Source organism: Serratia sp. JSRIV004 (assembly GCF_019968705.1).
GTDB classification, from domain to species: Bacteria; Pseudomonadota; Gammaproteobacteria; order Enterobacterales; family Enterobacteriaceae; genus Chania; species Chania fonticola_B.
The window spans coordinates 3066738-3087817 of record NZ_CP074140.1 but is presented as its reverse complement, the minus strand read 5'-3'; the positions used below and the strand labels follow the sequence as shown (position 1 = coordinate 3087817).

15 protein-coding genes are annotated in these 21080 nt (G+C 54.3%); 6 read left to right on the top strand and 9 right to left on the bottom strand.

Annotated features, from left to right (window positions below; translation table 11 throughout):
* Positions 1–25: 25 nt before the first annotated feature.
* From KGP21_RS14735 to KGP21_RS14725, 3 genes are read right to left on the bottom strand one after another with little or no spacing between them, the layout of a single operon-like run.
* Complete coding sequence (locus KGP21_RS14735) at positions 26–2248, bottom strand: virulence factor SrfC family protein (RefSeq protein ID WP_223535482.1); 2223 nt, start codon at positions 2246–2248, stop codon at positions 26–28.
* Positions 2245–5175: a virulence factor SrfB gene (locus KGP21_RS14730; protein ID WP_223535480.1), complete on the bottom strand. Its 2931-nt coding sequence runs from the start codon at positions 5173–5175 to the stop codon at positions 2245–2247. The genes KGP21_RS14735 and KGP21_RS14730 overlap by 4 nt, the downstream gene beginning before the upstream one ends.
* The gene (locus tag KGP21_RS14725; protein ID WP_223535478.1) at positions 5175–6368 is read right to left on the bottom strand and encodes an SrfA family protein; all 1194 of its coding nucleotides are present in this window, start codon (positions 6366–6368) and stop codon (positions 5175–5177) included. The genes KGP21_RS14730 and KGP21_RS14725 overlap by 1 nt, the downstream gene beginning before the upstream one ends.
* A 192-nt stretch (positions 6369–6560) precedes the next feature.
* Between KGP21_RS14725 and KGP21_RS14720 the strand changes: the two genes are divergently transcribed.
* Positions 6561–7532, top strand: a complete 972-nt coding sequence (locus KGP21_RS14720; protein ID WP_059200840.1) for a sensor domain-containing diguanylate cyclase — start codon at positions 6561–6563, stop codon at positions 7530–7532.
* A gap of 103 nt (positions 7533–7635) precedes the next feature.
* Entirely contained in the window at positions 7636–8139 is a 504-nt protein-coding gene (locus tag KGP21_RS14715) for a GNAT family N-acetyltransferase (protein WP_223535476.1), read from the top strand.
* A 123-nt stretch (positions 8140–8262) separates the two neighbouring features.
* Here the strand turns inward: KGP21_RS14715 and KGP21_RS14710 are convergent, their stop codons facing one another.
* The gene (locus tag KGP21_RS14710; protein ID WP_059200838.1) at positions 8263–9279 is read right to left on the bottom strand and encodes a LacI family DNA-binding transcriptional regulator; all 1017 of its coding nucleotides are present in this window, start codon (positions 9277–9279) and stop codon (positions 8263–8265) included.
* Between the two features lie 416 nt (positions 9280–9695).
* On the opposite strand from KGP21_RS14710, the gene KGP21_RS14705 reads away from it, so the two are divergent.
* Together KGP21_RS14705 and KGP21_RS14700 are read left to right on the top strand one after the other, a co-directional pair.
* Positions 9696–10442 (top strand): SDR family oxidoreductase, encoded by a 747-nt coding sequence (locus KGP21_RS14705; protein WP_223535474.1) that lies wholly within the window; start codon positions 9696–9698, stop codon positions 10440–10442.
* A 12-nt stretch (positions 10443–10454) separates the two neighbouring features.
* Positions 10455–12071 (top strand): FGGY-family carbohydrate kinase, encoded by a 1617-nt coding sequence (locus KGP21_RS14700; protein WP_223538528.1) that lies wholly within the window; start codon positions 10455–10457, stop codon positions 12069–12071.
* Between the two features lie 36 nt (positions 12072–12107).
* On the opposite strand, the gene KGP21_RS14695 is transcribed toward KGP21_RS14700, so the two are convergent.
* Positions 12108–12983 carry a LysR family transcriptional regulator gene (locus tag KGP21_RS14695; RefSeq protein WP_021177940.1) on the bottom strand — a complete coding sequence of 292 codons (876 nt, stop codon included), beginning with the start codon at positions 12981–12983 and terminating at the stop codon, positions 12108–12110.
* Positions 12984–13115: 132 nt separating this feature from the next.
* On the opposite strand from KGP21_RS14695, the gene KGP21_RS14690 reads away from it, so the two are divergent.
* Complete coding sequence (locus KGP21_RS14690) at positions 13116–14003, top strand: class A beta-lactamase FONA-11 (RefSeq protein ID WP_021806421.1); 888 nt, start codon at positions 13116–13118, stop codon at positions 14001–14003.
* 89 nt (positions 14004–14092) lie between these two features.
* Here KGP21_RS14690 and arcA read toward each other — a convergent pair whose 3' ends face one another.
* Complete coding sequence (arcA, locus tag KGP21_RS14685) at positions 14093–15367, bottom strand: arginine deiminase (RefSeq protein WP_021177942.1); 1275 nt, start codon at positions 15365–15367, stop codon at positions 14093–14095.
* Between the two features lie 15 nt (positions 15368–15382).
* Entirely contained in the window at positions 15383–16912 is a 1530-nt protein-coding gene (locus tag KGP21_RS14680) for an amino acid permease (RefSeq protein WP_037375919.1), read from the bottom strand.
* Positions 16913–17478: 566 nt separating this feature from the next.
* Here KGP21_RS14680 and KGP21_RS14675 point away from each other — a divergent pair.
* The gene (locus KGP21_RS14675; protein ID WP_021806418.1) at positions 17479–18447 is read left to right on the top strand and encodes an acyltransferase family protein; all 969 of its coding nucleotides are present in this window, start codon (positions 17479–17481) and stop codon (positions 18445–18447) included.
* On the opposite strand, the gene KGP21_RS14670 is transcribed toward KGP21_RS14675, so the two are convergent.
* Both KGP21_RS14670 and KGP21_RS14665 read right to left on the bottom strand, forming a co-directional pair.
* Positions 18409–19914: a Na+/H+ antiporter NhaC family protein gene (locus KGP21_RS14670; RefSeq protein ID WP_059200833.1), complete on the bottom strand. Its 1506-nt coding sequence runs from the start codon at positions 19912–19914 to the stop codon at positions 18409–18411. The genes KGP21_RS14675 and KGP21_RS14670 overlap by 39 nt on opposite strands.
* A 111-nt stretch (positions 19915–20025) precedes the next feature.
* Positions 20026–21000 carry an AraC family transcriptional regulator gene (locus tag KGP21_RS14665; protein ID WP_218519343.1) on the bottom strand — a complete coding sequence of 325 codons (975 nt, stop codon included), beginning with the start codon at positions 20998–21000 and terminating at the stop codon, positions 20026–20028.
* Positions 21001–21080 lie beyond the last annotated feature (80 nt).

Below are 21080 nucleotides of genomic sequence, written 5' to 3'. Positions count from 1 at the left end.
CCCCGTTGGGAGAGAGGTTGCTGAACTAACCCATCCCCTGAATAATTCTCCCCAACTTTTCACGCTGCTGTTCACTCAGCGCTTGCGCACTGCCGTGGCCCGCATTCTCAGCGATTAATTGATATAACCCCACCAGCCAATCGTAGATATACAGCGCCGTGTTGTTGATCGGTTCCGCCGGTAATGCGGTCATGCGTAGCTCGGCGCTCTGGCTGGGTTTGGTAAAGATCTTATGGCCGCGGTTAATGCGGCTTTCTGGCCGTTGCGCCTGCGGGCGCAGCTGGAAGCCAAGCCAGGCGACAAAATCTCCCAGCACCGTCAAGGTACAGGCGATTTGCCGCTCGACGTGATTTTCCCTGCTGTGGCCAACGAGTCCCGGTTCGGCCAGGGCATTCCCTAAGCGTTGCCAGATATCCAGCCGGAAACTGGCGGTGATCAACTCATCGGCCAGCGTGGTCAAGGTGGCTGTTTCAACCGCCAGCAGGTCGATTAACGCACGATGATCGGCCAGATTACGCAGTTGGGTGATCCATAGCTGTTGCACCTGCAAAACCACGTTAGCACCAGACTCCAGCGGTGATGCCGCTGCAGGTTGCTCGTCAAACAGATCTAGCTCGATCGCCAAAGGATCGTCGTTATGTGGGCGATCTTGTTGCTGCTGGCAAAAGAGTGGCAGTAGGGCGTTGCGGTCTGGCAACAGGTGTTCCAGCAGTTCGCCATGCAGTGTGGTGCGGCCCTGCAACGCTTTTACCGTAGCCTTGGCGAGGGGCGCTTTATCCTCTGTTGCCACGTTGGACCAGCGGCCAAGCAGGTTATGCCGTAACTCTTGCTCATAACGATCGAAACGTTGTTGCAGGCGGTTATGGCGGGCTGCGACATTCACCGACGTGAGCAGGTAGTCGGTCATACGCCGGACTTCATCTTCATTCATCGCCAGTAGCGTTCCCCAAACCTCGCCGGGTTGGCCAACGTACCGTTGGACGGCGTGGTCAAAATGGGCCGACGAACGCCGATCGCACGGGGTAAATGCCCAGATCAAATCGGGATGGCCACGGCTATCGGCTTCCTGATGTTGTTGTACCCAATGATCCAGCGCCTGGCCGACCATTGTGGCTTCTTCACGGCAGGCCGCAGTATGGCAGACGATCAAGGCTTGCATGGCCTGTTGGTCGCTATAACGTTGCAGCAGCGTGAGGCTCTTGGCCTGCTGCAGACTCTCGTCGTCTGCCCTATAGGCAGGTAGATCCAGATAATCGGTTGACGCAAAGCCGCTATGGGCCGGGTGGCTCTGTAAAGGGATCAACAACTCTGCGGTCAATAATCTGAGGTCTGCCGAGGGCATCGCCATCATACCGTTATCGAGTTTGAGCTGAACCTTGTCATCGGTCTCTTCCAGGCTTGCTGGCATCAGGATGCCATAGCTGGGCTGCTGATTTTCATCCGTCAGCAGGCTGAGCGGAGCTCGTACGCTTGATGCGCCCTCCAGTTGATCCAAGCGGTAAGCCAGACGGCGATAACATGCGGTTAATGCCGGTTCTTTCCCCCATAGCGGAGCAAACAGCTGCGCCCGGTCGTCAACGGACAGATAGGGAGCGATAGCCAAGGCGTTTGGCCAGTATTCGCTTTCCCAACGATGTTGTAACTGTGGGTCGTCGCTGCGCAAGCTATCCCAGAGGGTAACGATATCATCGGCACCGATACCTGGCACTGCCTGAGGTTGGCAACGTTTTGTCAAAGAGGCGATGAGCTCTTCGACCTCTGTTTTTTCTATTGTCTGTTGCGTATGGCTGCTACGCGCCAACATCCACACTAACTCTACCGACGTCAGCAACTGAAGCTGCACCGGATAATCAGGATCTTGTTGAGGTACGGAGTGGCTAAAGCGGATCGCTATCCCTACGGCGGAGTGCCCCGGACGGATATGCGTCAGGTAATCCAGCGTTTTACCGGCGAAGGTAGTCGCCAGGCAGTCTGGCTCGGCCGTAGCTAGCGAGGCGATAAGATGATGTTTTGCCGCTTGCGAACGGCCATAAAAGCCCAGTGCTCCGCGTTGAGTAGCAGCAACCGCCAGCCGTTGAAGCCGGATGCGGCAACGGCGTAGATTAAGCATCAAGGTAGGCGCTTCCAGTGCGAAACGGGGCGTCTGTAGGCGGGTATTATCCGCCCAGGCCAGCGCCTGAGCGATACCTTGATTTAATAACGGCCAGCGCTGGCTAAGCGGGGAGATTGGGGAAATGGCTGACTTCATGCAAAAACGCTCCCGCTGTCGATCCAATAGTGGGTAGCCCCGGTGGCACTGTCGATCAGCGTATTCAATTTGAGTTGCAGATGTTCGGTGGGCACCGGGCTACCGTCTTCCAGTTCGGCGCTAGTGATGCTCCAGCGAGCGGGAAAGTCCGGCTGCGGAGCAATTTTAACCCGTAACAGGTTATCGCCAGCCAGGTTACGCGCCAGCTGCGGATCGATAATCGTCAGGGTAAACAGCGGGGCGGCGGGCCAGTGTTCGTTATCTAACTGGCGGAATCCCAGGCACAACGCACCGTTGAGGGCAAAGCTGACGTTGCTGTCCAAACCGCCATCCGGTGTATCCAGATCGAGCTCGGCATAGAAAACCTGATTGGCAGGCAAGCGGTTATCCGCATCCAGGCGGCCCAGATAACGCACGGTTGAATAAGGGCGGAAATCGGCCGCCTTAAAGTAAACGCCTGGTAAACGCAATTCCAGCGCTAACAGGCACAGCATGGCACCGACCGCCGCAGTGGATTTGGGATTATCGATCCGCCCTTGCTGGCTGAAAGGATACCAGCCGCTGGTGTGATAACCATCCAGCGAAACGATGCGGTTGATCGGCACCGGCTGTAGCTGCCGGAACAGGGCCTGAATGCCGGGGAAACGGGAAGGGCGGCCAGTGAGCAGCAGCACGTCGCAGTTGTGCAGGGCGATCACCTCGGTCAACAACCGCAGATTGCGGGTAAGCGCCATGCGCGGTGCCAGGAATTCACCATGCAAGTGGCTCAGCCGTAGAATGAGCGGCGTCTGCAAAACATCGAAAAGTTCCGCTTCTGCCGGTAAACCGCGTTGTACCGCAGCATTGATATATTTCAATACGTTATCGGTAGGCCTTTGCGTTAACAGTTCGCCCAGCACGGCGTCGATCTCGCTGCGAGTCTGCACCGGGGTGAAGCTTTCATAACGTTCCAGGATCGCTTGAGCGAGCGGGATGAAAAGTTGCAGTGTCACTTGTTGCTGTAGCACTGGGCTCTCGTCCTGGCCAAACAGTTCTGCCATCAGGGCTGTCGGTTCCGCCACGCCGACGCGTTTGAACTCGGCCTGTAGGGCGGGCAGCAGATACAGGCGGATCACTTCCAGCAGAATGTCATCGCCCGCCACCTTGAACCCTTCGCGGAATAACAGATGCGGGGTCACCTTGACGTTATTGCCAGCCGTCTCTTCCAGACGGTACTGGGTGATCGCCAAATCGGTGGTGCCGCCGCCGATATCCACCGAAGCAATACGCAGCGTTTTCCCCGGTTCAGCGGAGTCCGGACGTGCCATGGCGCTAAAGAACGCCTCAGCCTGACCCGCGAAGTTGACCTGGATTTCGTTATACAGATAGACCATCTGGCCGCAGGTGGCCTCATCCCACTCCATCTGCACGGCGGGGACCGGCACCGAACTGGCTATGCCGTTCAAGTCTTCATCTGCCGAATGCCAACCCATGCCTTGCCACACTAGCGCGATCGCCTCATGCATCCGCTGACGGAAGATTTCACGTTCCGGTACCGGCATGGCGGAAGGCAGGGTCAGTATGATATTACGCAAACGGCGAGGTGCTGCGCCGTCACGCAAAGAGAGCCGCTGGGCCACGCTGTTGATCTGCATCAGCGCCTGGGCCAACAGTTCGCTCAACATCAAGGCCATCAGCGAACTGCGGCTGTAGTTTGGGGTGAAAACCGGCAGGCGTTCTTCCGGTGGCAGGCTGGATAACGGCTGGCCTTGGTCATTGATCAACTGAGCCAATGGCGTCGCGATAGCAGGCGGCTCCTGCAGGCAGTGCTCTGCCGTACGGTTGAAGCGCCAGCCAGGGCCGTAACTCTCCTCATCCCACAGATAGCGCCGTGGGCTGGACAGGCCGGTTGATGCCGTATCGCCTTGTCGCTGCTGAGCCAAGCGGCAGGCTTCATGGCCGACTCGGGTCAGGGAAGGCCAGAGAAACGCATCGTCGCGGCCACTTTCAAACGAGTAATTCGCCTTGCCAAAGTTGGCGGGGGCGAACTCCGTGCGGCTGGAAAACAGGCCTTGGTGTAGATAATGCGGTTCGCTGAGATCGCGCAGTTGCAGTTCATAGCTGTGTTTCAAGCCGTTGCGTTCCGCCGGGTGATCTTCTACCAGGATGCCGCAGGTATGAGAGTTGCCGACATCGAGGATCAAATCCACATTCACTGCGGGTTGCTGCACATCGCGGCCTAGGGTGATATTAGGTACGTTTAACTGGCTGGCCAGCAGCTCCAGCAGGTTCAGGTAGTGCGCCTGATATTCAAATTCACGCAGCGAAGCGTTGATATTGCGTTCCGGGCGTTGTTCCAGGGCGATGGCCTGTTGGGTAAAGACCTCACGTAGCCAGCCATCAACCCAGGTGGCATCCAGGAAATCACCCAGATCCTGGCTATGGTGTGCTAGCGCAAAGCTTAGGCCAGTGGCGATGTCCTGCTGATTAGGCGCCAACTGTTGGTTTTCATGCCCTGCTGGATAGGTTTGGGTGTCAAATGCCAACGTGATGCGCAGCGTATGGCCCTGCCGGTCCGGCTGCTCCAACCGTCTGATTTGCATACGCGCCCAGTTGTCCGGCCCGCTGAGAAAACTGTTTGGCGGGTTGAAGCGCAAGAACGGCAGCGGTAACCAAACGCGATCTAGCAGCCGCAATGATTGTTCCAGAGGAAAGCTGAATTCCGGACGTACCATTTCGGCCGGTTCGCCGGGGGCCACCGGCAGGAAATAGCGATCTTTGGCCTGATGATAGTTCAGCCGCAGCAGTGGGCCGTTGGCAGTCTGACGGACAAATTTGCCCGGTCGCTCGGCGTCCAACACCGGCGTAAGGGAGAAGTCCAGAAATTGGATCCCGCTGTTGGGTATCAGCGTAACGCGCTGCGGATATGCGATGGGGGTCGCCAACATTATTTACTCTCGCGCTTGATCGTCATAGGGAATACCGTTTCGTTGTTGCCATAACGCCCGCTGCATTCTGCGGCGGCGCCAGCTTCACCTTGCTTACACACCAGTTCCGGCATTTGATAACGGGAACCGTCGCTGCAACGGGCCTTGGTACGGCTGTTGATCACCAGATTGCCGGACTGCATCAGGCCGGCGTTGACCTCGACCCGGCAGGTGACTTTGTCACCCTGTACGATCCTGGCGGTGCCCTTGCCACGGCTAAACTGATATAGCAGGCTCGGCGGTTTGCCGGTAAGCGGATCCTTGATCGCCAAGGTGACGCGCCATTTGCCGTTGAGGAAAGCGGTAGAACCGACCTTTACCGCTTCGGCGGGTAACGTCAGCGCCAGTTTATCGACCACTACCGGCGTGAGGACCGGCGGAGGAAGCACCTCCGCATAGCCTAATGGCAACTGTAGAGCGGCCGCAGTAACAACCGGCTTGGGTTGTACCTTGGCTGGCTCAACCGTTTTTATGGCTGGCTGAGGGGTTGGTTTAGGGAGCAACAACCAAATCGCGGCGGCCAGAATGAAAACAGCAGGCAGTAGCAGCAGCCACCAGGCATGGTGAGGCTTGTCATCCGCCGTGGTTGGCAGAGGTGCGGGCGGCTGCGGTTCAGCAATGGGCTCAGCAATGGGTTCAATAATTGGCGGGGCGATGGGGGGCGCAGGGCGATCTTTCGGGCGCAGGCAATCCAAAGGCGCGTTGCTGATCTTGCCATCGGCTTTCACGCAGCCCCAGAAGGTGATCACCGGTTTGCCATCCACCAGGAAAACGGCGTTCTGATCCGGGAACTGCATGGCCTTGCTGAGCAGCGTCGCAAACATTTGCAGGTTGGCTTTACCGCTGTGGCGAGCGCGTAGACTGATGGCTTCTGCGGTGGTCTGAAAATGTTCCAACAGCGGCAAGGCAGCCGCTCGGGCTTCGTCATCAGCCGCCGGCCAGGAGATCGCCCGTCCAGCAATGGGCGCATACCAGTCAATGCGGTCGCCTTGCGCGTTGGGGATCGGGATCGCCAGGCAATCCGCTACGGCTGACTGTTGCTGAAGGCGCAACGCCTCACGCAACTGCGACGCCAACGCATAAACAGGTTGTCCATTTTCGCCCAATGTAAGAACGTCATCTAGATTGCCACTGCGTAAAAAGGGTTTTGCCACACCGGATGCCTTGCTTTTAAGCCTAAACGGCTAGTTTAGGTGGCGATAGCCTAATCAAACGTCTGAAAACAGGGGCAAAGTGGCATCTGTTTTGTGCATCGGATTGCCAGCGGTGGCGAACGATATTATCCTGCAACTAGCTGTCTTGCTTTCCCGAGAAAGACCTTGAGTTTAATTGGAGTGGATGTAGCGATGAAAACGCCAGAGATACCTGCGAATGAAGTACAGCGATTGAAGGCTCTGCGTTCCCTGCATCTGTTGGACACTCTGCCAGAAGAGCGCTTCGATCGGGTGACACGCATGGCCCGCCGGCTGTTCGGTGTCCCCATTGCCTTGGTGAGTCTGGTCGACGAAAACCGCCAATGGTTCAAGTCCAACTGTGGGCTGGGAGCGGCTACGGAAACGCCAAGAGATATTTCGTTGTGTGGTCACGCCATTCTGGGTAACGATATTTTGTTCATTCCCGATACGCTGCAGGACGATCGCTTTGCGGATAATCCTCTGGTCAAAGACTCGCCACACATCCGTTTCTACGCCGGTTGTCCACTGAGCTACTCCGGCGATCTGAAGATGGGGACCCTGTGCCTGATCGACGATAAACCCCGGCAGTTTGATGCCGAAGATGCGGTGGCGCTGCGCGATCTGGCCTCGATGGTCGAAGATGAGCTACGTGCCTTTCAGGCATCAACTTCTGACGAACTGACGCAAATATCCAATCGCCGTGGCTTTATCTCCCTGGCAGGTCATATGCTGCAACATTGTCAGATGAAAGGGGTTAAGGCCAGCCTGATATTTATCGACCTCGATAAATTCAAATTGATTAACGACACTTTCGGCCATGGGGAAGGTGACCGGGCGTTAATCTATTTTTCCGAGCTGATGAAACGGGTGTTTGGCTATTTTGACGTGATAGCCCGTTTGGGCGGTGACGAGTTTGTCGCGCTGATGGGCAGCCGTAGCAAAAGCGAAGCCGAACAGGGGATTTTAGCCCTGCAACGCTACGTGGATGAACATAATGCCTCGCAGATCACCCCTTACCAACTGGCGTTCTCGTATGGCATCGTCGAGTTTGATCCCGCCACGCCCCATAGCCTGGAAACCTTGCTGGCAGAAGGGGACTCCACCATGTACCGGATCAAGAAATCCAAGTGTATGCGGAGTTAATCGGCAAGTTATTCGCCGCACCAGACTTATGTTGAATCGATGGCTAATTCGGTAGGGTAGTACTCAGCATGCGTTACGTTACTATTAAGTGTGAGACAGTAGATTGAAAACAAAACAGTCAAAAATTCCCAAATCAATTTATAGGCCCATGCATTGCGACGAGTTTGACCTCTGGGCGGACCTCTCTTTAAATGACTATATTGAAGACCTGATGACAAATCATCGGTACAGCCGTAAAAAAGCCCAGGAAGAAGCGTCGAAATCATTTAAAACAGCCTTGCCGGCGGGTATCAACACTCAAAATAACCATTTTAGAACTTATGAACATGACGCTCAGGCTGTGGGATATCAGTGGTTCAGCTTGGAGGATAACTCAGTTTTTTTGTCAGATATAATGCTTATCCCAGAGTTTCAGGGTAAGGGGATGGGCAGGGATTTTATCCGTGCGTTTCTGAATGAGCTGACTGGCCAGGGCGTGTATGAGGTAGAACTAAGAGTGTCCCCGGATAATCAAAGGGCTTTAAAGTTATATAAAGAGGTTGGTTTTCGGATAACGGGTTTTGATATGAGTCTTTTGCTGGAACCCGAGTTATCAGAAATCCGTTAATCATAATGTTTGGGGACAATGGTTTACTTCTGATTGCCTGCTTACATCGCCTGTTATATTCAGAAAAAAAGATTATTAATCCCGACTCCCTTACCGTGCATTTTGCTGTGGACTGCAGTTACCTCAAATCATCTCTGGGAAGATCGGCGGTATTTCAATCAGTTGCTTTTCTTGGGAGTTGGCATCGATCAGCGCAAACGCCGCCTGCAACATCTTGTTGACGTCCTGCTTCACCATCACGATGTCATGGCCTAACAGCAGTACGAAAGGGTCCCAGTCAAAGCAGCCCATCACTGGCTGCTTATCACCGCGATAGCCAGACGCCACCAACCAGCGCATCACGCCTTCGAGCGAGATCGTCGAGTTGACGAATAGCCCGGTTTGCAGATCGCCGCCTTGAGCCATAAAGGTCTTCATCGCCAGTTCGGCCTTGTCTGGGGAATAGCCGCAGGCCAACAGGTTCTCTTCGATGACCTCAACGCCTAACTGCCGGTGGGCATCTCTGAAGCCGCGCAGGCGTTCCGTGGTGTTATGGTCAACCCCGCGCCCGCCAACAAAGATCAGTGGCTTGAGGTAGCCCAGCCGTTTTTCACAGTTGGCCAGAATTCGTAACGTCAGCTCTTTAGCCCCGGCATAGTTATCGGTGATCACCGAAGGGGCGAGGGTGCCTGGCAGATCGAGATTCAGCGTTGAAATACCGGAAGCAGCGCAGATCTCGGTGATATTGTCGGGGGCGGTGGCACCGGTGGAGATGATCCAGTCAACCTGATAGGAAAGCATGGTGCGCGCCGCTTCGATTTCCAGTTCAGGATCGCGGCTGGTGCAGGTAATCACCGGGAACAGGCCGCGTTCACGGGCCATCGATTCGAATAGCTCGACGATCGAACCGAAATAACGGTTGTCATACTTGGGGACGATCATGCCGATCATGGTTGATTTGCGGCGGCGCAGCAGGCTGGCCTGCTGATTGACGGTATAGCCTTGTTCTTCGGCCAGGCGCAGGATTTTATCTGCCAGTTGGGCGCCAATGCGGCGCTTTTTCCAACTGCCATTGAGCACGGCGCTGACCGCACTTGAGGAGGCTCCGGCCAGTTCGGCCAGATCGTAAATCGTCGTTTTTTTTGCTTTGAACCCAGTCACAAATTTCGCTCCCCAATTTTCTATATCTTGACAGTAAAAATAAAAAGTAGCAATTATGCTCAATCGATTGAGCGCTGTAAGCAAAGGGTGTGACAGGGTGCGTAAACGTCCCCTCACCCCAACCCTCTCCCACAGGGAGAGGGGGCTGGCACGGCGTTGAGGTCAGGTGCGGAAGTGCGTTTCCAACCCTTGCAAATATCAGGCTGGGTCAGGAAAAGGGGTACGTTTTAGCCCTTGCGAATTCGGTGCTGAAGTTAGGCTCGATAGCTAATCCGTGGCACGCTCGGTTCCCTCTCCCTTTGGGAGAGGGTTAGGGTGAGGGGCAATATTGACAGCCAAATTCTTAACGCGATGAATTAACACGCGGTTACTTCGTCGTGACGATTTAATCTCTTGTTTAATAAAGGAACCCAACCATGACAGATTTCACCCAATTGAATTTCTCCCTCAAAGGTAAGGTCGCGGCGATCACCGGCGCGGCCTCGGGTATTGGCCTGGAGTGCGCGCGTATTTTCCTGCAGGCCGGGGCTAAAGTGGTGCTGATCGACCGTGACCAGGAAAAGCTGCAACGCCTGACCGATGAACTTGGCGAAAACGCGTGTCCACTGGTCATCGATTTGCTCAACCCGCAGCAGGTTTCCGGCATGCTGCCCGGTATTTTAGCGGCGGCCGGGCGACTCGATATTTTTCACGCCAATGCCGGCGCCTATATTGGCGGCCCGGTGGCAGAAGGGGATCCGGACGTTTGGGATCGCGTGCTTTATCTCAATATTAACGCCGCGTTCCGTTCTGTGCAGGCAGTGCTGCCGCATCTGATCGAGCAAAAGTCTGGCGATATTCTGTTTACCAGTTCGATTGCCGGGGTCGTCCCGGTGATCTGGGAACCGATTTATACCGCCTCAAAATTTGCCGTTCAGGCATTTGTGCACTCCACACGCCGACAGGTGGCCCAATATGGTGTCCGGGTTGGCGCCGTGTTGCCGGGGCCGGTGGTTACCGCGCTGTTGGACGATTGGCCAAAAGCCAAGATGGAAGAGGCTCTGGCCAACGGCAGCCTGATGCAGCCAAGGGAAGTGGCCGAAGCGGTATTGTTTATGGTAACGCGCTCGAAGCATGTCACCGTACGTGATCTGGTGATCCTGCCAAATAGCGTCGATCTCTGATAGGTGAAAATGATGAACAATCAACAGCAGGTCGTTATTGGTGTCGATGTGGGTTCAGGCAGCGCACGGGCAGGGGTTTTTGATCTCTCGGGTACCATGTTGGCGCATGCCAGCCAAGAGATCACCCTGTTCCGCGGTCCGGAAAATTATGTTGAACAATCCAGCCGTGAGATATGGCAAGCGGTGTGTGCCAGCATCAAGCAGGCGGTTGCCGCATCCGGTATTGCCCCAGACAATGTGGCAGGCATCGGCTTTGATGCCACCTGTTCCCTGGTGGTACTCGATGCAGACGGCAACCCCCTGGCAGTAGGGCCATCTGAAGATCCCGACCGCAACATTATTGTGTGGATGGACCATCGGGCCACGGAGCAGGCCGAGCGGATCAACGCCACCGGACATCCGGTGCTCAACTACGTTGGCGGTAAAATCTCCCCAGAAATGGAAACGCCCAAGCTGCTTTGGCTGAAGGAGAACCGTCGTACGGTCTACGATAGCGCCTGGCAGTTCTTCGATCTGGCCGATTTCCTGACCTGGCGTGCCACTGGGGACTTGGCTCGCTCCGTCTGTACGGTGACCTGCAAATGGACCTATCTGGCCCATGAGAAACGTTGGGATCCGGACTATTTCCGTACCATCGGCCTTGAAGAGTTGGCAGACGAAGCGTTCCTCCGCATTGGGGATCGCATCCAAGAGCCCGGTACGCCTTGTGGCGAAGGCTTGACGACAGATGCCGCCAAAGAAATGGGATTAGTAGCGGGGACGCCCGTCGCCGTGGGCTTGATTGATGCCCATGCTGGCGGGATTGGTACCGTCGGTGTCGGCGGTGGCGTCACCAATAACCTGGCTTACGTGTTTGGCACGTCGTCCTGCACGATGACCACCACGCAAAACCCGGCCTTTGTTCCAGGCGTTTGGGGGCCATATTACTCTGCAATGGTGCCGGGATATTGGTTGAATGAAGGTGGGCAGAGCGCGGCGGGGGCGGCGATCAAGCAGTTGGTTTCGTTCCACCCCGCGGCACCAGAGGCAACGGAGCAGGCTAAGGCATTGGGGATTTCACTGCCAACCTTGCTGGCCGATTTGGCGCTGACCAAAATGGTTTCTGCGTCGGAAGCGGCAAAACTCGCCAATGGCCTGCATGTGGTTCCCGAGTTCCTTGGCAACCGCGCCCCCTTTGCCGATCCCCATTCCCGTGCTGTGGTTGCCGGGTTGGGTATGGAAAGCAATCTCGATAATCTGGTGGCCCTGTATGTTGCTGGCATTTGCGGGATTGGCTATGGACTCAGGCAAATCCTCGATGCCCAGTCTCAGATGGGCGTCATCGTTGAGCAGATCGTGATCAGCGGCGGGGCTGGCCGTCATCCGTTGGTGCGGCAGTTGCTGGCGGATAGCTGTGGTTGCGCCGTGCTGACAACCAAGGCAGAAGAACCGGTATTGCTGGGGTCGGCTATCCTGGGTGCTGTGGCGGGGAAGGTTGCCGCCTCGGTGGAGCAGGCGATGGCGCAGTTTTCCGAGTTGGATAGCCAATATCAACCGAATGCGGATTTCCACCCGTTGCACGCTAACCGCTATGAGGCCTATAAGCTGTTGCAAAGCGCGGCCAAACGGATCCGTGAGGAGCTGCAATAAGTCTGGAAACTCGAGGGGCGCAGCCATGCTGCGCCCCTACGTATTATCTTCTGCCGCTTCCTTCAGTAACCATTCGCTAAATATTTCCATCGCCGGGGTCATTGCCTTCGATTTTAAATGGGTTAACCAATAACTGCCCATGTTGATTTCGGTAGCAAAAGGGCGCACCAACTGTGCGGTGGCGAGCTCCCGGGCAAACATTTTCGCTGGGGCTAACGCCACACCACCGGAATGGATGGCGCTCTCGATCATCAGACGGGATGAATCAAAGATGGCGCCATTCACTCTCACCGCCTGCAGGCCAGCGGCGGCAAACCAGTTTTCCCACTCTTCAGCACGGTAAGAACGCAGCAAATCCTCCTGCAGCAGATCGGCAGGGGTAACGATCCGCTTAGCCGTAGCGGGGGTACACAACACGGTCAACGGAGCATCAAACAGCATTTCGTTATGGGTTGATGGCCACAAACCGGTACCAAAACGGATGGCGAAATCCAGCCCTTCGGCGGCCAGATTGACGACGTTATTGTTGGTGCGCAACCGCAGTTCGACAAAAGGATGCTCTTGCCTGAACCGATCAAGACGCGGCAACAGCCAGCCCACGGCAAAGGTGCCGACGGCGGCCACGGTGAGCACCTCCTGGAATTGTCCCCCTTCAAACTGCCGGAAGGCTTTTTCAATATGACCAAAGGCGTCGGTTAACACGGCAAACAGCGCCCGTGATTCCTCCGTCATTTCTAAACCACGGGGTAAGCGTTTAAACAGCACCATGCCCAGGCGTTCTTCAAGCAGCCGCACCTGTTGGCTAACGGCGGCCTGGGTAACATAGAGCTCCAGCGCTGCCCGTGTGAAACTCAAATGTCTGGCAGAGGCCTCAAAAGCACGTAGGGCATTCAGGGGAAGATTAGAGCGCATGGGTATTATCCAAAAGATTTTCTTTATGCTAGAGAAAATTCTTGTCGCTTGTCAATAACGGCCTAACAGAGGATATTTCCCGCCATCTGAAAAGAACTCCGCTGCGTTAATCCATTTTATGTGAGGCAAAACATGGTTAGAAATACATTACGTCAAACCACCCTGATGGTCGCTACGGTTATGCCGTTGCTGTTCGGTAGCGCACCGTTATGGGCGCAACCCGCTAATGCCAAGGCCAATATTCAGCAGCAACTGTCTGAACTGGAGAAAAACTCCGGTGGCCGCCTGGGCGTGGCGCTGATCGATACCGCCGATAATTCGCAGATCCTGTATCGTGGGGATGAACGTTTTCCCATGTGCAGCACCAGCAAGGTGATGGCAGTGTCGGCGTTGTTAAAACAGAGCGAGACGGATAAAAATCTTTTGGCTAAGCGGATGGAGATCAAACAATCCGATCTGGTCAACTACAACCCGATCGCCGAAAAACATCTGGATACCGGGATGACCCTGGCCGAGTTCAGCGCCGCCACTATCCAGTACAGTGACAACACGGCGATGAACAAGATCCTTGAGCATCTTGGCGGCCCGGCAAAAGTGACAGAATTTGCGCGTACTATCGGCGATAAAACCTTCCGTCTCGATCGTACCGAACCCACTTTAAATACCGCCATCCCGGGTGATAAGCGTGACACCACCTCGCCGCAGGCGATGGCAAAAAGCCTGCAAAACCTGACCTTGGGCAAAGCGCTGGGTGAACCACAGCGTGCTCAACTGGTTGAATGGATGAAGGGGAATACTACCGGCGGAGCCAGCATTCGCGCAGGTCTGCCAACCACGTGGGTGGTCGGTGATAAAACCGGCAGCGGTGATTACGGTACCACTAACGATATCGCCGTGATTTGGCCAGCTAACCACGCACCGTTGGTGTTGGTGACCTATTTCACGCAGCCACAGCAGAATGCCGAAGCCCGCAAAGACGTGTTGGCTGCGGCTGCTAAAATTGTCACCGCAGGACTTTGAATCGGGGATATTCATCGCGTAGATGCGCAGTGATTTTTTCAGCATAAAAAAGGCCGGAAAATCCGGCCTTTTCCGATCACGCCTGGCGATTAGTAATCAATGGCATCGCGGATAATCGGGCAGGTCATACAGTGGCCGCCGCCACGGCCACGGCCCAGCTCACTACCGACAATCTCAATCACCTCAACCCCTTCTTTACGCAGTTGGGTATTGGTTTTGGTATTACGGTCGTAAGCCAGCACCACCCCAGGAGAGAGCGCCACCATGTTGTTGCCGCTGTCCCACTGTTGGCGTTCGGTGTCGTAGTCGTTGCCTTCGGTTTCCACCACCCGCAGTTTTTTCAGGTTCAGTGCTCCGGCAATGGCTTCAACAAAGGTGCCTTTATCGCGGCTCAGCTTCATGCCGGTTGGGCCAGAATCCGGGCGCAGCGAGAAGGTTTTGATCTGATTGACGATAGCCGGGTAGAGCGTCACTACATCGCGGTCGCAGAAGGTAAAGACCGTATCCAGGTGCATGGCGGCACGCAGTTTCGGCATGGCGGCAATCATCACCCGTTCAACGCCGGAATGTTTGTTGGCAAACAGCGCGGCGGCCAGCTGGGTGATCGCCTGATGCGAAGTACGCTCACTCATCCCAATCAGCACCGTTTTGTTGCCGATCGGCATCACGTCCCCACCTTCGAGCGTGGCGGTACCGTGGTGCACCGTTGGGTCCCCCCACCAGACGTTAACATTGGCTTCGCCAAAGTCTGGGTGGAACTTGTAGATCGCCGTGGTCAGAATGGTTTCTTCGTGACGGGCAGGCCAATACAGCGGGTTCAAGGTCACGCCGCCGTAGATCCAGCAGGTGGTATCACGGGTATATAAGGTATTCGGCAGCGGTGGCAGCAGGTATTCGGTAATGCCTACCGCTTCGCGGATCAGTTTCAGCTCTTCGTGGTCGGCATAGCCTTCTTTGGCCAGCTCGGTAGTGGAAAGGCCACCGATCAGCACCTCCGCCAACGCCCGTGGTGCCAGGCCATCAAGGAAGCTGCGGGTTTCATTCAAGATCCCCAGTGACACTTCATTAGGCACAATCTGCTGATCCAGGATCCACTTTCTGGCTTCGGGCAGCGCCAGGGTTTCAGCCAGCAGGTTGTGCATTTCCACCACGTCCACGCCGTGTTCACGCATCTTGGTCATGAAGTCAAAATGGTCACGCTTGGCGCGCTCAACCCACAGCACGTCATCAAACAACAGCTCATCACAATTACTCGGCGTTAGCCGGTTATGCGCCTTGCCAGGGGCGCAGACCATGACTTTATGTAATTTCCCTACTTCTGAATGAACACCAAACTTGGACTGCGTCTTTTTTTTAGTCGACATAATGACTTGCCTCGATCAGATTGTGATAACGCCAGTGGCAATGCTGTAGATTGCAGCAACGGCGGCGACCATAACGATTACAAAGAGCCCCATCTCGGCCGGGGTGAACACTTTTGCGTGCTGTTCACGTTTGGCCATAATGTATAGCAGCGTGCCTGGGCCATAGATGATGGCGGAGAGCAGCAGATACTTCATACCACCGGCGTACAGCATCAGCAGTGCGTAGAAGGTGGCGATCAGCGCGAAGATCAGATCCTTTTTATGATCGCGTTTGTCGGTTTCGTAGGTTTCGCCGGTCATGGCCAGCTTCAGCCCATAGGCACCCACCAACAGGTACGGGATCAGCGTCAGGGAACTGGTCAGTTCGAGCGCCAGTTGGAAGGCGTAATCACTAAACAGCGTCAGGATTAAGAACACTTGAATGGTGATGTTGGTCAGCCAGACGGCAGAAGAGGGCACCGCATTGCTGTTTTCGGTAGCGAACACTTTCGGCATACTCTTGCTTTTCGCGGCGGAAAACAGCACTTCTGCCGCCAGCAAAGACCAGGAGAGATAAGCGCCCAGTACCGAAACAATCAGGCCCACGCTGATGAAGATCGCCCCCCAGCGCCCAACGATAGCTTCCAACACGCCCGCCATCGAAGGTTGGCGCAACGCCGCCAGATCGGGACGGAGCAGCACGCCGTAAGACAGCATGGTGATCAGCACCAACAGGCACAGCACCCCGATGAACCCCAACACCGTGGCAATCCCCACGTGGCTGCGTTCTTTGGCATAGCGGGAATAGACGCTGGCACCTTCAATCCCCAGGAAGACGAATACCGTTACCAACATGGTGCTGCGCACCTGGCTGAACAGGGATTCGGGTTCCGCGGTCGGGACGATGGCGGCGGCGGCATGACCTACATAGCCGTAGTCGTTAAGGTGAGAGAGATCGCCCACGCTTGCCAAAGAGGCTGCAGAGGCTGCGGTCTCTGGTGTTCCCCAGAAGTTGAGTGCAAACACGTCACTTTTGAAGGCAAAGATCAGCACAATGATAAAGATGAGGATCGGCAGGATTTTGGCGATGGTGGCAATGGTGTTGATCGCCGCAGCGCTTTTAACCCCGCGCAGTACCAGAATGTGGAATCCCCAAAGAATGACCGAGGCAAACAACACCGCGGGAATAGTATTGCCGTCGCCAAATATCGGAAAGAAGGCCCCCAGGGTAGATTTGATCAGCACAAAGTAAGAGACGTTACCAATACAGGTCCCGGCCCAGAAGCCAAGTGCAGAGGCAAATCCTAGATAATCACCGAATCCGGCTTTGGCATAGATAAACACGCCGGAATCGAGATCGGGTTTACGTTGCGCCAGCGTTTGAAACACAAAGGCCAGCATTAACATCCCGCCGCCCGCAATACACCAGGCGATAATGGCACCAAACCCTCCCGTAGCGCGTCCAAAGGTAGCCGGTAAAGAAAATATACCGGCCCCTATCATGGAGCCCACTACCAGTGCGGTGAGTGACCATAGGGACAGTTTATTCGTTGATGAGCTCGTCATGGTTTTCCTTACTGACACCAAGTCAAATAAAGTATTGCGTAATTAAAGGATAACGTTACCAACCGACTTACGATTAAATCATAGTCATAACCGGCAAATTTTCCTGTCGCAAATAACTTTTTTCTTCAACATCAGCACTGTTGATTCCGATTGCAGGTGAAACGCCGTCGCCTGACGGAATAAAAAACCAATCATGAGAATATTCTTGATTAACAATCCTTTAAAGCTAATGAAATTGATGATAATGCTTTATTTTGGCGGGTTGTAACTTGCAGATATAATTATATTTGTCATTTTTTTAAATAAAATCAATAACATAATAAAAAGTAACGGGTTGTTACTGGCTTGGGGGCTCAATGTGTTTCAAGCATAAAAATGCAGGTTGTATAAAAATAGTTAATATATCAAAACCTGTCTATCGGATTCTAGGAAAACTCCTATGATATGAGTAGTCATTCGGATCATGGTTAAAGATGCGCGTTGTGCAGTGAGTGTTAATGTACTAAGATTATTTTTATAAAAAACAGTAGGGTGTGTCACGTCAACCCGGTGATGGATGGAAAACCATGATCAACAATGTCAGCCAGCAGGCATTAAAGAGTTTAAGTTGTTTTGCCGCCGTCACCTTCTTCTCGACCAGCCAAATGTGTGCCTTCGAGTGTTTCCTCCATGCGAATACCATGGGCATATTGTACTTTGTATCTATTATCGCCAAACCGTTGTTTTTTATCATTATCGGTTATATGGATGAGGTGGAGAAACTCACCAGGCAAGAAATCATGGTGAAAATAAAATCCATTATCCTGATCATGATTTTCTGGAACATTGTTTCATCCTTGATCAAAACCCAATACATTCATCAGGGATATATTCTACAAAATGGCATATTACTCAATATGGGGATCATCTATTTAATTTACCCCATCATCCTTAAGGGTATTAAACATTTGAAAATCACTGCGGCCGTGTTTGCCGGGCTGGTTGCCGTTATTGCCCTGTTGGACATTTTCAGCCCGTTGGATACCCAAGATGACCCGCTGTTTATCTCCAGTTATTCGTTTATTTGGGTCTGGGGCGGCTACTACATTATTGGCCATGTGCTGGGGGAAGCACCGGGTCGCAGGTTCACCAAAAAACCCAGCGTGCAGTGGGCCGCCAGGCTGCTGGTGATCCCCATCGGTATCTCCATGTATTTCTACGAACTTTACCTATCAACCCATACCCAGATCAGCGTCGCCGGCTGGTTTGTATTGGAGCACTTGCACCTGTTGGGCATGAGCCTGGCGCTGTTTATCCTGTTTGATAATATCGCCATCAAGAGCCGATTGCTTACCCGCGTCGTGGAGTTTATCAGCCCAGCGATGGTGGGCGTCTATATCGTTCACTACAGCGTGTTCTATTTCATTACTACGCTGTATGACTTTAATGACGCCACGCTTAAATTTACCTTACTGGTCCTGGTTTTTGTGGCCTCGGTATTAGTTTCACGGTTGTTGTTACTCAACCGCTTTACGGCTCGGATTATCTCCTTCTGACGGGGCAGCCACCGGGATATGGCGAATATTAAAGCCGGTGATGCCTAGTGCCAGAGTGATCAGCGGTGCGGCAATATTAAAGATGGCAAACGGCATGTAGGCCATGGTCGAGACACCCAGTACCGCAGCCATATAAGCGCCGCAGGAGTTCCAGGGGATCAGCGGTGAGGTGACAATCCCGGCATCCGAAACGATGCGCGACAGGTTCTCAGGCGCCAGCCCCCGCTTGGCAAATTCGGCACGGTACAGCCGGGTAGGTAGCAGCAGCGCAATATACTGATCGCCCGCGGCAATATTCAGCCCAATCGCGGTAGCAACCACCGAGGTAAACAGCTTGCCCACGGTTTTGGCCCGCAGCAGCAGCGGCGTAACCAGTTTGTTCAGCAGGCCGAAGTCATCCACCATAATACCAAACGTCACCGCGCCGATAATCAGCCAGATCGTAAACAACATGCTGTCCATACCGCCGCGTGACAGCAGGGCATCAATCTGTTCTATACCTGAGTTCTCCTGGAAGCCGGTCGCCATCGCCAGCCAGGCCGCCTTGATGGCCAACAGCGGGCTGGCAAGACCGGGTTCGACAATAAAGCGTTCGATCACCTGCGGTTGCATAAAGGACGTCATGATCCCCGCCATCAAGGCCGAGCACATGATGGCTAACGGGGCGGGCACCTTGGCTACCGATAATGCCAACAGGAAAACCAGCGGCAACAGGTTCCACGGGGTGATGTGGAATAGTTCGTTAAAACGGGTCAGTTCGTTGTTGGTGATGGTGGCATCAAAGGCACTGTGCTGATTTAGCCCTAACAGAATAAAACCGATCAGGGCAATGACCGCCGCCGGAATGGTGGTCCAAAGCTGGGCGCGAATATGTTTATACAATTCGACGCCGTTGAGTTGAGCGGCCAATACGGTACTTTCAGACAGCGGCGAGATCTTGTCACCCACGTAAGCCCCGGAAATTACGGCACCAGCAGTAATTTCTGGTGATATCCCCAGCATATTGGCCAGCCCAACCAACCCGACTCCCAAGGTGCCCGCCGTGGTCCAGGAGCTGCCAATACTTAAAGAGACGCCAACGCAGACCAAAAAGGCTATCGGGTAGAACCAGTTGGGGGTGATCATGATAATGCCGTAATACACCATGGTAGGAATGGTGCCGGACATGTTCCAGGTGCCAATCAGCGCCCCAACGGAAAACAGGATAAAAATGGCCCCCGAGATGGTGGCAATGCCTTTGCGGCCAGACTCGGAAACCTCCTCCCAGCTATGGCCATTCTTCAGGATGACCATAGCGGTGATCATGGTGCTTAGGATGATGGCCACCTGCAAAGGACCGTTGACGGCTTCAAGTCCAAACAGAGCAACGGAAGATCCGACCAGCAAAATCAACGTCACTATCGGCAGTAGAGCATCCAGATAGCTTGGGGCTTTAACAGGGCGGGGAGTTTTAGCTGATTTGCTCATGGGCACGGCTCCACAGACAGTTAAGACAGGAGAGTTCAGGCAACGGCGATACCTGCGGTAGCTACTGCGGTAAGTATAGCCATGGGCGGCATAGGGCAATGATTATTTTAATTATTGCGGGTCAGCGTTGAAGCTTTGTAAACGTGCAACGATCTGCCGATCCAGTGGCAGGCAGCGGAAATCGGTCATGATCTGCAGCTCTGCCGCCGAATTGATGGCGGTAAGGTAGCTTTTTCGGAACTCGGTTGGCGTCATGCGGCAATATTTGTTAAAGGCAAAAATCAGCTGTTTATGGCCGCTGAAACCGCAGGTGTAGCTGATGTCGGTGATCGGGATATTGGTGTCTTTCAGCAGCAGTTTGGCCTTATTAATTCTGATCATGGTCAGATATTCTTTAAAATTGTAGCCGCTGATCTTTTTGAAGATACGGGAAAAGTGGTGGTAGCTGACGCCAGCGTGCTCGGCAATGGTGGCCAGGTTGAGCTCATCGTCAAAATGCTGGTTGATAAACTCAATACCGTATTTGACCAACTGTTGGTCTTTTTTCCTGACGCCAACCTGCTGTTGATCTGCCTGGTTTGGCGCTGCGGCGGCAAGCGTGCCCAACAGATGATAAACCAGGGCAATGCGGGTAAACGAGGGGGGTGCGGTGACCAGGTTATCGAGCAGGGCGATCACGGCATTGCTAATTTGCCGCTCTGTTGCGCGGTCGCCCTGATTAAATATCAGCGGGGCCGGATGGGTTTCATCAAACAGATGGGGGGAAAACTGGATGGTCAGCAGTTGGCTGTTTGGGGCGCGAGCTTCAAGAGAATGAATTTCATCCGGGTTGATATACAACATGCTGCCCGCACTGGCTACCGAGGTGGCATGGCCTAGGGTCACGGAAAACTCGCCGGACAAGATGCAGATCAGCTCAGGGGCAGAGTGCCAATGGGGTTCGCAGTAGTAAACCTCGGCGGCGAAAACGTTGAGCTTTTCGGCGTCAAACGAGATCAGTTCATAGCCGCTGCCCTCATGGATCGCTGCTTGCGCCTGCGGATGGGATTGCGGCTTGGGTTGCCGGGTGACAGAGAAAGGAAACATCGGCTTATTTATCCCCAGAGGCTGGTGATGAAAATACGGGGGTGGGATCTTTCTCCCTCACCCTAACCCTCTCCCCAAGG